Source organism: Streptomyces sp. XY006, assembly GCF_002237655.1.
Classification (GTDB): Bacteria; Actinomycetota; Actinomycetes; order Streptomycetales; family Streptomycetaceae; genus Streptomyces; species Streptomyces levis.
This window is the reverse complement of sequence record NZ_NOKT01000052.1, coordinates 15,963-29,356: the sequence shown is the minus strand read 5'-3', so window position 1 is coordinate 29,356 and position 13,394 is coordinate 15,963. Positions and strand designations below refer to the sequence as shown.

Below are 13,394 nucleotides of genomic sequence, written 5' to 3'. Positions count from 1 at the left end.
CTTCGGTCTTGCGTTTCCGACTCTATCAGATCTTTTCTCGACCCGATTTCCTCGGTGCTTTCCAGGTTTCCGCTTTCGCGGTTTCCTTTCCGGCGGTTCCGACTTTATCAGAAGTTTCGGGCCGGACTGACCGGCCGCTCATTTCCGATTTATCGGGAGGGGGCTTCATTGGAATCAGTGATTCAAGAAGCAGACAGATGCTCACTGTCGCCGATCCGGAGGGAGAACCCCTCTCCAGGCAACTGTTCGAATCTACCTCCCCGCGCTTGCCGTGTCAACGGCTCCTGTGGGGCGAAGAGGAGACTAGCAGCTGAACGGACGTGGTCGCACATCCGGTGGTCGGCAAGGCGATCAAGCAGCCGTGGGGACCGTGGCGCTGCGTTCCGCCGCTTCGACGTCGCCGGTCTCTCCCGCGCGGGCCGCACGGCCGCCCAGGACCCAGACGTAGGCGAGGAAGGCCAGTTCAGCGACGACTCCGATGGTGATGCGGGCCCAGGTCGGAAGGCCCGACGGGGTGACGAAGCCTTCGATGGCGCCGGAGACGAAGAGGACCAGGGCGAGGCCGATGGCCATGCCTATGGCGGCCCGGCCCTCTTCCGCGAGGGCGACGCGCCGGGTGCGCGGGCCCGGGTCGATGAGGGTCCAGCCGAGGCGAAGGCCGGTGCCGGCGGCGACGAAGACCGCGGTCAGTTCGAGCAGGCCGTGCGGCAGGACCAGGCCCAGGAACGTGTCGAGGCGGCCGGCCGAGGACATCAGGCCGAAGCCGATACCGAGGTTGAGCATGTTCTGGAAGAGGATCCAGAGGACCGGCAGTCCCAGGAAGACGCCCAGGATCAGGCAGAGGGCGGCGGCCCAGGCGTTGTTCGTCCACACCTGGGCGGCGAAGCTGGCTGCCGGGTGGCTGGAGTAGTACGTCTCGTACTGGCCGCCCGGGCGGGTCAGCTCGCGCAGTTCGCTGGGGGCCGCGATGGAGGCCTGTACCTCGGGGTGGGTGCCGATCCACCAGCCCAGGAGGACCGCGACGGCGGTGGAGAGGAGCGCGGTCGGTACCCACCAGCGGCGGGACTTGTAGACGGCGGCGGGGAATCCGTGCGCGAGGAAGCGGGTGACGTCGCGCCAAGAGGCACGTCGCGTGCCTGTGACGGCACTGCGCGCGCGTGCCACGAGCTGGCTGAGCCGGCCGGTCAGCTGGGGGTCGGGGGCGCTGGACTGGATCAGCGAGAGGTGCGTGGCGGTGCGTTGGTAGAGGGTGACGAGTTCGTCGGCTTCCGCGCCGCTGAGGCGGCGCTGGCGGCGCAGCAGGGCTTCGAGGCGGTCCCACTCCGCTCGGTGGGCGGAGACGAAGACGTCGAGGTCCATCGGTGTGCCTGCTCCTCGGCTGTTCGTCGGCGGCTCGTCGTGGATCAGCTTGTCGTACTGGGGCGCGATGCGCCCTCAGCTTGGCAGACTGGCCCTGTCGGGGGCAGGTCAGGGGAAGGACGGCGGGCGTGAGTGAGCTGGTGACGGGCGAGGCTGTGGCGTTGGAGCTGCGCCCCGCGAGGCTGCCCAGCAGGGCGCTGGCCGTGCTGCTCGATCTGGTGGCGGCCATGGCGGTCTACGTCGCCGTGACCATCGCCCTGGTCGCTTCCACCGCTTCGCTGGACCAGGCGGCGCAGACGGCGCTGTCGATCGCGTCGTTCGTCCTGGTGCTGGTGGGTGTGCCGATCGCGGTGGAGACGCTCAGCCATGGACGCTCGCTCGGGAAGATGGCGTGCGGTCTGCGTGTGGTGCGTGACGACGGCGGGCCGATCCGGTTCCGGCACGCTCTGGTGCGGGGTCTGATCGGGGTGATCGAGATTCTGATGACGTTCGGGATCGTCGCCTGTATCGCCTCGTTCGTGTCGGCGCGGGGGCGGCGGCTGGGGGACGTGTTCGCGGGGACTCTCGTCGTGCGGGAGCGGATCCCGGTCACGCGGACCGGTTTCGTGCCGCCTCCTCCGCCGTGGCTGGCGGGGCGGTTCTCGCAGCTCGATCTGTCGGCGGTGCCGGACGGGTTGTGGCTGGCCGTGCGGCAGTACCTGACGCGGATGCAGCAGCTGGACCCGCAGGTGGGCTGGTCGATGGCCGAACGGCTGGCGTCCGACCTCGCGGAGCGTACGGGGGCTCCGGTGCCGCAGGGCGTTCCGCCGGCGGCCTATCTGGCGGCCGTGGTGCAGGAGCGGCAGGCACGGGAGGCGCGGCGCGCCTTCGGGGGCGGGAGCGGTTCGGGTACGGCCGCGGCGACCGCCGCAGCTACGGCGGCTACGGCTACCGAGGCTGCGGCTACGGCTACCGAGGCTGCGGCTGCGGCTGCGGCTGCGGCTGGGAATCCTCCCGCGTCGGCCGGGCCGGCGTCCGCCTCGGCGGCTGTTCCGGAACCGTCCGCCTCTTTCCCCGCGGCTGCCACAGGGGCGCCGGTCGTGCCGGCCGCGTCCGACCGTGACGCCGGAGCGGGTCCTGAGGATCGGCCCGCCACCTCGCGTGAGGTGCCGGGCGGGGAGCGTCCGGGTACCGGGTTCGTGCCGCCGGCCTAGTGCGGAGCGCGGGGCTCTCCGCTCACTCGCCGCTCACTCCCCGCTCAGTCGAACTGCGACGGCGGTGATTCGAGGTCCTCGAGCTCGACGCCGGGGGCCGCGAGCACCACGTCTCCGGCGATGTGCACGGCGTGCTGTTCGCCGGTGTCCAGGGCTGTGACCTGGTATTCGTCCACGGTCAGGGGGCCGTTGTCAGTGGCGTGTGCTTCTCTTTTCAGCAAGGTCCACGACTGGTCCACGGTGCGCGGGGCGAGGACCGGATCCGTGAAGGCGACGAGGCGTACGCGGGTGGCGGCCGAGGGGGTGAGGCGCAGGAGACGGGCGGTGGCGACGAGGAAGGCCGGGGAGGTGCCGGTGAAGGCGTGGGCGCGCACATTGCCTTCGGTGGCGTCGGTTCCGGTCGGATCGGTGCGGACCCAGGTGACGCCGTCGAGGGCGGCGCCCCGGACCTGCCAGGCGGCGGCGTGGAGTTCGAGGCGCAGGGGGCGGCCGAGTTCGTCGAGGGTGAGGTCGACGGAGCCGTGGTGATCGCCCGAGGGGGTGGTCAGCTGGGAGACGTAGCGCCAGCCGGAGGGGCCGGGGGCGCACTGGAAGTGTTCTTCGGCGAGGGGGGTGTGATCGTGCGGATCATGGAGCGAATAGCGGCCGCGGGGCATAGGGGTCCTGGGTCCTGACGGGCTGGGCCGGTCACCGGCCGATCCGGAACGCCGGGCGACCGGGATGCCGGTCGCCCGGTACGGGGCAGGCCCCCCGGCACGGGGGTGCGGGGGGCCTGCCTCGGGATTCCGACCGGTGGCCGAGTGACCGGCAGCGGTGCTGCTGGGCTCAGTAGCGGTAGTGGTCCGGCTTGTACGGGCCCTCGACCTTCACACCGATGTACTCGGCCTGCTCGGGGCGCAGCTCGGTGAGCTTCACGCCGAGCGCGTCGAGGTGGAGGCGCGCGACCTTCTCGTCGAGGTGCTTGGGCAGCACGTAGACGCCGGTCGGGTACTCGTCGGGCTTGGTGAACAGCTCGATCTGGGCCAGGGTCTGGTCCGCGAAGGAGTTGGACATCACGAACGACGGGTGGCCGGTGGCGTTGCCCAGGTTCAGCAGGCGGCCCTCGGACAGGACGATGATCACCTTGCCGTCGGGGAAGGTCCAGGTGTGGACCTGCGGCTTGACCTCGTCCTTGACGATGCCGGGGATCTTGGCGAGGCCGGCCATGTCGATCTCGTTGTCGAAGTGGCCGATGTTGCCGACGATGGCCTGGTGCTTCATCTTGGCCATGTCCGAGGCCATGATGATGTCCTTGTTGCCGGTCGTGGTGATGAAGATGTCGGCCTTGTCGACGACCTCGTCGAGGGTCGTGACCTGGTAGCCGTCCATCGCTGCCTGGAGGGCGCAGATCGGGTCGATCTCGGTGACGATCACGCGGGCGCCCTGTCCGCGCAGGGACTCCGCGCAGCCCTTGCCCACGTCGCCGTATCCGCAGACGACCGCGGTCTTGCCGCCGATGAGGACGTCGGTGGCGCGGTTGATGCCGTCGATGAGGGAGTGGCGGCAGCCGTACTTGTTGTCGAACTTCGACTTGGTGACGGCGTCGTTCACGTTGATCGCCGGGAAGAGGAGGACGCCGTCGCGCTGCATCTCGTACAGGCGGTGGACGCCGGTGGTGGTCTCCTCGGTGACACCGCGGATCTCGGAGGACAGCTGGGTCCACTTCTGGGGGTTCTCGCCCAGGGTGCGGGTCAGCAGTTCCAGGATGACGCGGTGCTCGTCGGACTCGGCGGTGTCGGGCGAGGGGACCTTGCCGTCCTTCTCGTACTCGACGCCCTTGTGGACGAGGAGGGTGGCGTCACCGCCGTCGTCCAGGATCATGTTGGGGCCGCCGGTGGGGCTGTCCGGCCAGGTCAGGGCCTGCTCGGTGCACCACCAGTACTCCTCCAGGGTCTCGCCCTTCCAGGCGAAGACCGGGACGCCCTGCGGGTTGTCGGGCGTGCCGTTCGGGCCGACGGCGATGGCCGCGGCGGCGTGGTCCTGGGTGGAGAAGATGTTGCAGGAGGCCCAGCGGACCTGTGCGCCGAGGGCGACCAGGGTCTCGATGAGCACGGCGGTCTGCACGGTCATGTGCAGGGAGCCGGTGACGCGGGCGCCGGCGAGGGGCTGCGCCTCGGCGTACTCCTTGCGGATCGCCATGAGGCCGGGCATCTCGTGCTCGGCAAGGGTGATCTCCTTGCGGCCGAACTCGGCCAGGGAGAGGTCGGCGACCTTGAAGTCCTGTCGGTTGTCGACAGTCGTCATGTCGAGCTGCTCCTCGGGGTTGGGTCGAGGTGGGTACGGCTGGTCTGCGCGGCGGCGGACACAGGGGTGCCCGAAAGAGGACACGGGCATGCCCGCGTACGCGCAGCGCAGTCCGTCGGAGGCCCTCTCTCCCTCGGCCGGTCCCCGCTCGGGACCGCCCGACCGCCATCAGCAGCGACGTCTGGCTCCACCCCAAGCTACACCGGGGGCGGGGGCGAACCCCAGCCCGCCCGCGAACACATCGAGCCGATCATCGGGCCGATCACGGGGCCCGGCCGGGCCAGCGACGGGGCGCGGCCGGGACGGCGACGGGGCCCGCCGGGTGGTCCGGCGGGCCCCGTGGGCGCGAGGTGCGGGGGTCAGTGGGCCGCGGGGGCCGGGCCTCCGGGGGAGGCCTCGGGGTCGGGGCCCTTGGCGGCTTCGGCCTCGCTGTAGATGTCCGGCTCCAGGTAGATCACGCGGGCGATCGGGACGGCCTCGCGGATGCGGGCCTCGGCGGCGTCGATGGCCGCGGCGATCTCGGTGGCCGTCTCCTCGTGGCGGACGGCGATCTTGGCGGCGACGAGGAGTTCCTCGGGGCCGAGGTGGAGCGTGCGCATGTGGATGATGCGGGTGACGGTGTCGCCGTCGACGACGGCGGCCTCGATCTTCTGCGTCTCCTCGACGCCGGCGGACTCACCGAGCAGGAGCGACTTGGTCTCGGCGGCGAGGACCAGGGCGATCAGGATGAGCAGGACGCCGATGCAGAGGGTGCCGATGCCGTCCCAGACGCTGTCACCGGTGAGCAGGGCGAGGCCGACGCCGCCGAGGGCGAGGACCAGGCCGACGAGGGCACCGAGGTCCTCCAGGAGGACGACCGGGAGCTCGGGGGCCTTGGCGTGACGGACGAACTCCTTCCAGGAGCGCTTGCCGCGCAGGGCGTTGGACTCCTTGATGGCCGTGCGGAAGGAGAAGGTCTCGGCGATGATCGCGAAGACGAGGACGCCGACGGGCCAGTACCAGTGGGTCAGCTCGTGCGGGTGCTTGATCTTCTCGTAGCCCTCGTAGAGGGCGAACATGCCGCCGACGGAGAAGAGGACGATGGAGACGAGGAAGGCGTAGATGTAGCGCTCGCGGCCGTAGCCGAAGGGGTGTTGCGGGGTGGCCTCGCGCTTGGCCTTCTTGCCGCCGAGCAGGAGCAGTGCCTGGTTGCCGGAGTCGGCGACCGAGTGCACGGATTCGGCGAGCATCGACGACGAGCCACTGAAGATGAACGCCACGAACTTCGCTACCGCGATCGCGAGGTTGGCGGCCAGTGCCGCCACGATCGCCTTGGTGCCGCCTGACGCGCTCATATGTTCGCGATGTCCCTTCGTACGCCGTGTTCAGGGCCGGGACGCCGCCGTGTGCGGCGTCCGTGGCTTTGCCCGTGCTTGACGGTGGGCCATTGTTGCAGCCCGTTCCGGCCGCGGTGTCTCAGGTCACCAGCACGGGGGGCGTCGAAACGGTCAGGCGATGACGGTGGCCCGGAAAAGCGTTCCCGTTCCGGACACTTCGGCCTTTTCGCCGGCCGGGACGAAGACCGACGCCCCGGGGGTCAGGTCGTGGTCGCCGGCGCGGACCGTGCCGGCCGTGCAGAGCAGGATCTGCGGGGTGGGGCGGGTGAGGTCGTGGGTGGTGCCGGCCTCGGGCAGGACGTAACGGGAGAGGCGGAACTCGTCGATGGGCGTCTCGTAGACCTCCTCGCCGTCCGGAGTTGCCTCGGGGCGCAGGACGCCCGGGCCGGCGGCGTGGAAGCGGACGATGCGCAGGAGTTCGGGGACGTCGACGTGCTTGCGGGTCAGGCCGCAGCGCAGGACGTTGTCGGAGTTGGCCATGATCTCCACGCCGAGACCACTGAGGTAGGCGTGCGGGACGCCGGCGCCGAGGTAGAGGGCCTCGCCGGGCTGGAGCCGGACGTGGTTGAGCAGCATCGCGGCGATGACGCCCGGGTCGCCCGGGTAGTGATGGGCGATGTCCGCGTAGGGGGCGTAGGCGCCGCCGAGGCGGTCACAGGCGGCGGCCGCCTCCTCGACCGTGCGGGCCATCTCCTCGCGGTCGGCGGTGAGGATCGCCGTGAGGACCTCGCGCAGGGCGGCGTCCTCCGGGTGGGCGTGGAGCAGGTCGACGTAGGGCTTGAGGGAGTCGACGCCGAGGTCGTCGAGCAGCGCGGCGGCCTCCAGGGGGGCGCGGAAGCCGCACAGGCCGTCGAACGCGGTGAGGGCGCAGATGAGTTCGGGCTTGTGGTTGGCGTCCTTGTAGTTGCGGTGCGGGGCGTCCACGGGGATGCCCCGCCGCTCCTCGTCCGCGTAGCCCTCCTTGGCCTGCGCGAGGTCCGGGTGGACCTGGAGGGAGAGGGGTGCCCCGGCGGCGAGGATCTTGAGGAGGAAGGGCAGGCGGGGGCCGAACTTCGCGACGGCGGCCGGTCCGAGCTCCTTCTCCGGGTCGGTGTCGATGACCTCGACGAGCGTGCCCCGCTCGGTGCGCGAGGGCGCGCCGGGGTGGGCGCCCATCCACATCTCGGCCTGCGGCTCGCCGGTCGGTTCGACGCCGAGCAGCTGCGGGATGGCGGTCGGGGAACCCCAGGCGTAGGGGCGGATGGTGTTGTCGAGGCGGTCCATGAGGTTCTCTCTGCGTGTGCGGGCGGGCGCGTCAGGGCGTCCGGGGCAAGATCAGGCCCTCGAAGCGAGCGCCAGGTAAACCGCGGCGAAATCCGTGATGGCGATCAGTTCCGCGAGGGTCTCCAGTTCGCCGCCCTCCTCCGGTTCCAGTTCGCTGATCGGGGTGTCGTGGCTGAGGGCGAGGTCGCGGGCGCCGGGGGCGGCGGTGAGGCCGCCGATGGGGCGGTCGCGCAGCAGCACCACGCGCGCGTGCAGGGCGGGGGGTTCCTCGACGCGGTCGCGGAAGAAGTCGTCGGGGTCGGCGCTGGCGGCCAGCGGTCCGGCGAGCAGGGCGCTGTGCGCGGCGAGGGCCTCGGGGAGTTCGGCGACGACCGCGGGGGTGCCGGACAGTTCGGCGAGGGCGGCGGCGAACCGGCGGCCCGCGGGACCGGCCGAGACGCCCTCGGTCCAGACGATCGGGAGCGCGTCGGCGAGTTCGGCGGCCAGGGTCTTGGCGGGGTTGCTGTAGGTGGCGACGGCGGGGCCGCAGCGTTCGGCGACGAGGTCGAGGCGGTCGGCGACCTTGCCGAGGGCGTCCGGCGGGGCGGCGAGCACTCCCGTGCGGTCGAGCAGCGCGAGGAGCGGGGTGAGGAGGGCCCACAGGACGCCGGGCGCGGACGCGGCGAACGGCTCCTCCTGGTCGTAGGGAGCACTCGCCATGGGGACGAACAGGCCGTGCGAGCCGTTGACGGCGTCGGCGAGCGGGGACCGGCCGGGGGCCACGGCGACGACGGTGCAGCCGCGGCGGTAGGCCTGCTCGGCCAGGAGGGACAGGCCCGGTTCGGTGCCGTCGGGGGTGGTGATCAGGAGGAGGTCGACCGAGCCGACCCAGCCGGGCAGTTCCCAGCGCAGGGCGCCCGCGGCGGGGGCGACGCCGGTGGGGGCGAGGCGGGTGACGGGGCTGCCCGCGCCGGCCAGCGTGCCGATGAGGTCGGCGGTGTGGGTGGCGGCGGCGCCGGGGCCCGCGATGAGGACGGCGCGCGGACGGCCGTCGGGCTTGAGGTCGTTGATGCCGGCCTCGGCCGCGTGCCGTGCGGCCGTGCGGACGCGGGCACCGGCTTCCGCGGCGCCGCGGAGCAGGCCGCGCTGGTCGGCCTCGGCGAGGCCCTCCGGGGAGTCGAGCAGCGATTCGTCGAGCATGAGCGGAAGCCTCCGGTCGCCGGGATCCGTGGTGCGGGTGTGGTCCTACGTCGGTGCCCGCCGGGCCCCGGGGCCATGCGCACCCGGGGACGCGCCGGGCCGGCTACGCGGGGCGGCGGGCCTCGTCGACGAGGAGGACGGGAATGCCGTCGCGCACCGGATAGGCCAGGCCGCACTGGGTGTCGGTGCAGATCAGCTCGGTGTCCTGCTCCGTGAGAGGGGAGTGGCAGGCGGGGCAGGCGAGGATCTCGAGGAGGCCGGATTCCAGGGGCATGAGGGGTTCCTTCGAGGAGCGGGCGCTTGGGTCGTGCCTGGTCAGGTTACCGCCGGTGGGCGCGGGGCCTCAGCCCCTGATGATCCCCAGCACCTCGTCCCGGACGCGGGCCATGGTCGCCGCGTCCCTCGCCTCCGCGTTCAGGCGCAGCAGGGGCTCGGTGTTCGACGGGCGGACGTTGAACCACCAGTCGGCGGCGGAGACGGTGAGGCCGTCGAGGCCGTCGAGGGTGATGCCCTCGCGGCCCTCGTACGCCGTGCGGATCGCGGCGAGGCTGGCCTGCTGGTCGGCGACCGTGGAGTTGATCTCGCCGGAGCCGGTGTAGCGGTCGTAGGCGGCGACCAGGGCGGACAGGGTACCGTCCTGGCCGCCGAGCGCGGCGAGGACGTGCAGGGCGGCCAGCATGCCCGTGTCGGCGTTCCAGAAGTCGCGGAAGTAGTAGTGGGCGGAGTGCTCGCCGCCGAAGATCGCGCCGCTGCGGGCCATCTCGGCCTTGATGAAGGAGTGGCCGACGCGGGTGCGGACCGGGGTCCCGCCGTGTTCGCGCACGACCTCGGGGACCGACCAGGACGTGATCAGGTTGTGGATGATCGTGCCCTTGCCGCCGTGCCGGGTCAGTTCGCGGGAGGCGACCAGGGCGGTGATCGCCGACGGGGAGACGGGCTCGCCGCGCTCGTCGACGACGAAGCAGCGGTCGGCGTCGCCGTCGAAGGCGAGGCCGAGGTCGGCGCCCTCCTCGCGGACGCGCTTCTGCAGGTCGACGAGGTTGGCCGGGTCCAAGGGGTTGGCCTCGTGGTTGGGGAAGGTGCCGTCCAGCTCGAAGTACATCGGCACCAGGGTCAGGGGCAGGCCGGCGAAGACCTCGGGGACCGTGTGCCCGCCCATGCCGTTGCCCGCGTCGACGACGACCTTCAGGGGGCGGATCGAGGTGAGGTCGACCAGGGAGCGCAGGTGGGCCGCGTAGTCCGACAACGTGTCGCGGGCGCTGATCGTGCCCGTGGTCGCGGCGGGCTCCGGGGCGCCCGAGTCGCTCCATCCCTCGACCAGTTCGCGGATCTCGGCGAGGCCGGTGTCCTGGCCGACGGGGGCGGCGCCCGTGCGGCACATCTTGATGCCGTTGTACTGCGCCGGGTTGTGCGAGGCGGTGAACATGGCGCCCGGCAGGTTCAGCGCGCCCGAGGCGTAGTACAGCTGGTCCGTGGAGCACAGGCCGATCTCCGTCACGTCGGCGCCCTGTGCGGCGGCCCCGCGCGCGAAGGCCCGCGACAGGCCCGGTGAGGAGGGCCGCATGTCGTGCCCGGTGGCGATTGCGCTCGCACCGGTGACCCGTACGAAGGCCGCCCCGAAGAGCTCGGCCACGGACTCGTCCCACTGGTCGGGGACGACCCCGCGTACGTCGTACGCCTTGACGACCTGCGACAGATCAGCAGCCACGCCCAGCCTCTTCCTGAAAGTCCTATCGGGCGGTCCAAACTACCCGCACCCCGCGCCGGACCGCCGGGCGGTGGCCGACTGGACGCACAGCCGTAACCTCAGGTCAGGGCAGCATCCAGCCCAGGACCGGGGTGCTCTGGCCCACCACGATCAGGCACATCACCAGCAGCAGGCCCAGGCTCCAGGGCAGCACCTTGCGCAGCAGGTCGCCCTCGCGGCCCGCCAGTCCGACGGCCGCGCAGGCGATGGTGAGGTTCTGCGGGGAGATCATCTTGCCGAGGACGCCGCCGGAGCTGTTGGCGGCGGCCAGCAGCTCGGGCGAGAGTCCGGACTCGCGGGCGGCGGTCACCTGCAGGGCGCCGAAGAGGGCGTTGGCGGAGGTGTCCGAGCCGGTCACGGCGACGCCGAACCAGCCGAGGACGGGTGACAGGAAGGCGAGGCCGGCTCCGGCCGCCGCCACGCAGTGGCCGATCGTGGCCGCCTGCCCGGAGAGGTTCATGACGTAGGCGAGGGCCAGGACGGACGTCACCGTCAGGATCGCGAAGCGCAGTTCGTGGACGGTCGCGAGCCATTCCCTCACCGCCACGCGCGCGTGGACGCCGAGGACGGCGGCCGTGCCGATCCCGGCGAGCAGCACGAGGGTGCCGCCGGTCGACACGACGGGCCAGGTGAAGACGTTGCCGCCGACGGGTTCGCCGTCGGGTCCGGCCACGTTCAGGAAGGGCCAGTCGTAGGTCTGCGTGGCCCGGGCGAGCCAGTCCTTGACGGCCGGGACCTGGGCGACGGAAAAGATCACGACGATCAGCGCGTAGGGGGCGTAGGCGCGCAGCACCTCGCGGGGCGGGTCCTCCTGGTCGAGTTCGTCGCTGCGGGCGCCGGTCAGCACGGAGGCGCGTACGGAGTCGGCGGCGGGCACGCGCGCGTGCGGGACGGCGACCAGGGCGCCCGCTCCGGCCAGGGCGGCGCCGATGTCGGCGAGTTGGGCGGAGACGTAGTTGGAGGCGGCGAACTGGGCGACGGCGAAGGCGACTCCGCACGCGAGGGCCGGGACCCAGGTCTCACGCAGGCCGCGCCGGCCGTCCACCAGCCAGACCAGCACCAGGGGCACCACCAAGGCCAGCAGCGGCGTCTGACGGCCCACCACGGACGCCACGGAGTCCAGCGGAAGCCCCGTCACCTGGGCGAGGGTGACGACCGGGGTGCCCATCGCGCCGAAGGCCACGGGCGCGGTGTTGGCGACCAGCGCGACGACGGCGGCGCGCACCGGTTCGAAGCCGAGGGCGACGAGCATGACCGCGCTGATCGCGACGGGCGCGCCGAAGCCGGCGAGCGCCTCCAGCAGGGCCCCGAAGCAGAAGGCGATGACGAGGGCCTGGATGCGCGGGTCGTCGGAGAGCCGCCCGAAGGACCGGCGCAGGATGTCGAAGTGCCGGGTGCGGACGGTCATCCGGTACACCCACAGGGCGTTGACGACGATCCACAGGATGGGGAAGAGGCCGAAGACGGCGCCCTGGGCGCCGCTGGAGAGGGTCTGGCCGAGTGGCATGCCGTAGGCGAGCCAGGCGACCAGGACGGCCGCGAGGAGGCCGGTCAGGCCCGCCAGGTGCGCCTTCATGCGGACGCCGCCGAGCAGGACCAGGACGATCACCAGGGGTAAGGCGGCCACCAGGGCGGACAGGCCGAGTGAGCCGGCGACGGGTTCCAGTTCCTGGACGTACACGGGCGCCTCCCCGGTTTCCGCCATGCGAAAGCGATTTCCCACAGCCTCAGAACGGAATGGTCATGTCCGCGCCAAGGTGGCGTCAATGGGTGCGCGTGGGGAGAAACCGAGGAGCCGGGTCAGTTGTCGGGTGACCGCAGGACCCGCAGGTGCCCTCGCCGCGCGACCTCCATCGGGTCGGCCGCACGGCCGCCGCCACCGGCCCCGGCCGCCCGCTCCTGGGGACGGGCCGCCTCCCGCACGGCGTTCGCAAGCGCTTCCAGGTCGTCCCCGCTCGGGCGGGCCGGGGCCGAGCCGTCGAGGAGCCGGACGACCTCCCAGCCGCGCGGGGCGGTGAGGCGCTCGGAGTGCTCGGCGCACAGGTCGTAGCAGTGGGGTTCGGCGTAGGTGGCGAGCGGGCCGAGGACCGCGGTCGAGTCGGCGTAGACGTACGTCAGCGTCGCGACGGCGGGACGGCCGCAGGCGGTGCGCGAACAGCGACGTACAGGGCTCACGACGTTGGACGGTACCGCACTCTTGAGCGGGCCGCGACGACTCTCCACCAGGTCACTCCACCGTGTCGTGGCGTGAAACACCCCACACCCCCCTTCGGGGGCACCTTTCTGACCTGCCCGGACACTCTCGCGCGAGGTGCCGAACGGGCCCGCAAGCGGTCAAGAGTCGTCACAAAACCCTCAATTGCCGTGAGCTGGCCGGTCTCTGCGGGATAGGGAATCGAGCCGAACCTTGGCTTGAATGGTCATGTAACGACATGCCGGACGGGTCGGCTGGAAGCCGTCTCCGCGCCCGTGCGGTGCCGGGCGCAGGGGCGCGGCGGGGACTACCCTTCACCAGTGATGGACAAGCCCGTAACGCCCCGTGCCGCCGCCCCCGGGCCCCGCCGCCGTGATCGCCACGGCCGGGGCATGCGCGGCCCCATCGCACCCCCGCAGGTGCCGCTCGCCGCGAGCCGCGCGGAGGCGTTCGCGGATCTGGTGCAGGACTCCGTGGAACGCCTGGAGCGGCGGTGGCCGCAGCTCGCCGACATCGATTTCCTGGTGCTGGAGGTGCCGCGGCTCGACGGGCCCGGCCAGGCCTGGAACGACGAGGCGGTCCCGCTCGGCGGCACGATCAGCGCGCGCGAGGGGCGTCCCGCGCGCGTGGTGATCTACCGGCGGCCGGTCGAGATCCGCACCAAGGGCCGCGACGAGCGTGCCGCGCTGGTGCACGAGGTCGTCGTCGAGCAGGTCGCCGAGCTGCTGGGGCTCACACCGGAGACCGTCGACCCGCGCTACGGCGAGGACCAGGGCTGAGACCAGGGCCGAACCGGCCCC

General features: G+C 72.0%; 12 protein-coding genes. 2 read left to right on the top strand and 10 right to left on the bottom strand.

Translation table 11 applies throughout. The features are described from left to right. Positions 1–351: 351 nt before the first annotated feature. Positions 352–1,359 (bottom strand): stage II sporulation protein M, encoded by a 1,008-nt coding sequence (locus CHR28_RS36215; protein WP_094057971.1) that lies wholly within the window; start codon positions 1,357–1,359, stop codon positions 352–354. A gap of 128 nt (positions 1,360–1,487) precedes the next feature. On the opposite strand from CHR28_RS36215, the gene CHR28_RS36210 reads away from it, so the two are divergent. Next, positions 1,488–2,552: an RDD family protein gene (locus CHR28_RS36210; RefSeq protein WP_094057970.1), complete on the top strand. Its 1,065-nt coding sequence runs from the start codon at positions 1,488–1,490 to the stop codon at positions 2,550–2,552. Between the two features lie 44 nt (positions 2,553–2,596). Here the strand turns inward: CHR28_RS36210 and CHR28_RS36205 are convergent, their stop codons facing one another. The 9 genes from CHR28_RS36205 to CHR28_RS36165 form a co-directional block, all read right to left on the bottom strand. After that, on the bottom strand, positions 2,597–3,208 hold the full coding sequence (locus tag CHR28_RS36205) for a hypothetical protein (RefSeq protein ID WP_094057969.1): 612 nt from the start codon (positions 3,206–3,208) through the stop codon (positions 2,597–2,599). A 169-nt stretch (positions 3,209–3,377) separates the two neighbouring features. After that, positions 3,378–4,835, bottom strand: coding sequence for an adenosylhomocysteinase (ahcY, locus tag CHR28_RS36200; RefSeq protein WP_094057968.1), 1,458 nt, complete (start codon positions 4,833–4,835; stop codon positions 3,378–3,380). Positions 4,836–5,194: 359 nt separating this feature from the next. Beyond that, complete coding sequence (locus CHR28_RS36195; protein WP_094057967.1) at positions 5,195–6,169, bottom strand: cation diffusion facilitator family transporter; 975 nt, start codon at positions 6,167–6,169, stop codon at positions 5,195–5,197. 153 nt (positions 6,170–6,322) lie between these two features. After that, positions 6,323–7,474 carry a mannose-6-phosphate isomerase, class I gene (gene manA / locus CHR28_RS36190; RefSeq protein ID WP_094057966.1) on the bottom strand — a complete coding sequence of 384 codons (1,152 nt, stop codon included), beginning with the start codon at positions 7,472–7,474 and terminating at the stop codon, positions 6,323–6,325. A gap of 51 nt (positions 7,475–7,525) precedes the next feature. Next, complete coding sequence (locus tag CHR28_RS36185; protein ID WP_094057965.1) at positions 7,526–8,653, bottom strand: SIS domain-containing protein; 1,128 nt, start codon at positions 8,651–8,653, stop codon at positions 7,526–7,528. A 103-nt stretch (positions 8,654–8,756) separates the two neighbouring features. Further along, complete coding sequence (locus CHR28_RS36180; RefSeq protein WP_094057964.1) at positions 8,757–8,927, bottom strand: Trm112 family protein; 171 nt, start codon at positions 8,925–8,927, stop codon at positions 8,757–8,759. Positions 8,928–8,996: 69 nt separating this feature from the next. Beyond that, positions 8,997–10,361, bottom strand: a complete 1,365-nt coding sequence (locus tag CHR28_RS36175; protein WP_094057963.1) for a phosphomannomutase/phosphoglucomutase — start codon at positions 10,359–10,361, stop codon at positions 8,997–8,999. A gap of 103 nt (positions 10,362–10,464) precedes the next feature. Next, the gene (locus CHR28_RS36170; RefSeq protein ID WP_094057973.1) at positions 10,465–12,081 is read right to left on the bottom strand and encodes an L-lactate permease; all 1,617 of its coding nucleotides are present in this window, start codon (positions 12,079–12,081) and stop codon (positions 10,465–10,467) included. 119 nt (positions 12,082–12,200) lie between these two features. Then, positions 12,201–12,623, bottom strand: coding sequence for a DUF3499 domain-containing protein (locus CHR28_RS36165; protein ID WP_010034669.1), 423 nt, complete (start codon positions 12,621–12,623; stop codon positions 12,201–12,203). Between the two features lie 294 nt (positions 12,624–12,917). On the opposite strand from CHR28_RS36165, the gene CHR28_RS36160 reads away from it, so the two are divergent. Beyond that, a complete protein-coding gene (locus CHR28_RS36160) occupies positions 12,918–13,373 on the top strand; it encodes a metallopeptidase family protein (protein ID WP_094057962.1) in 456 nt (151 codons plus the stop codon). Positions 13,374–13,394: the final 21 nt, after the last annotated feature.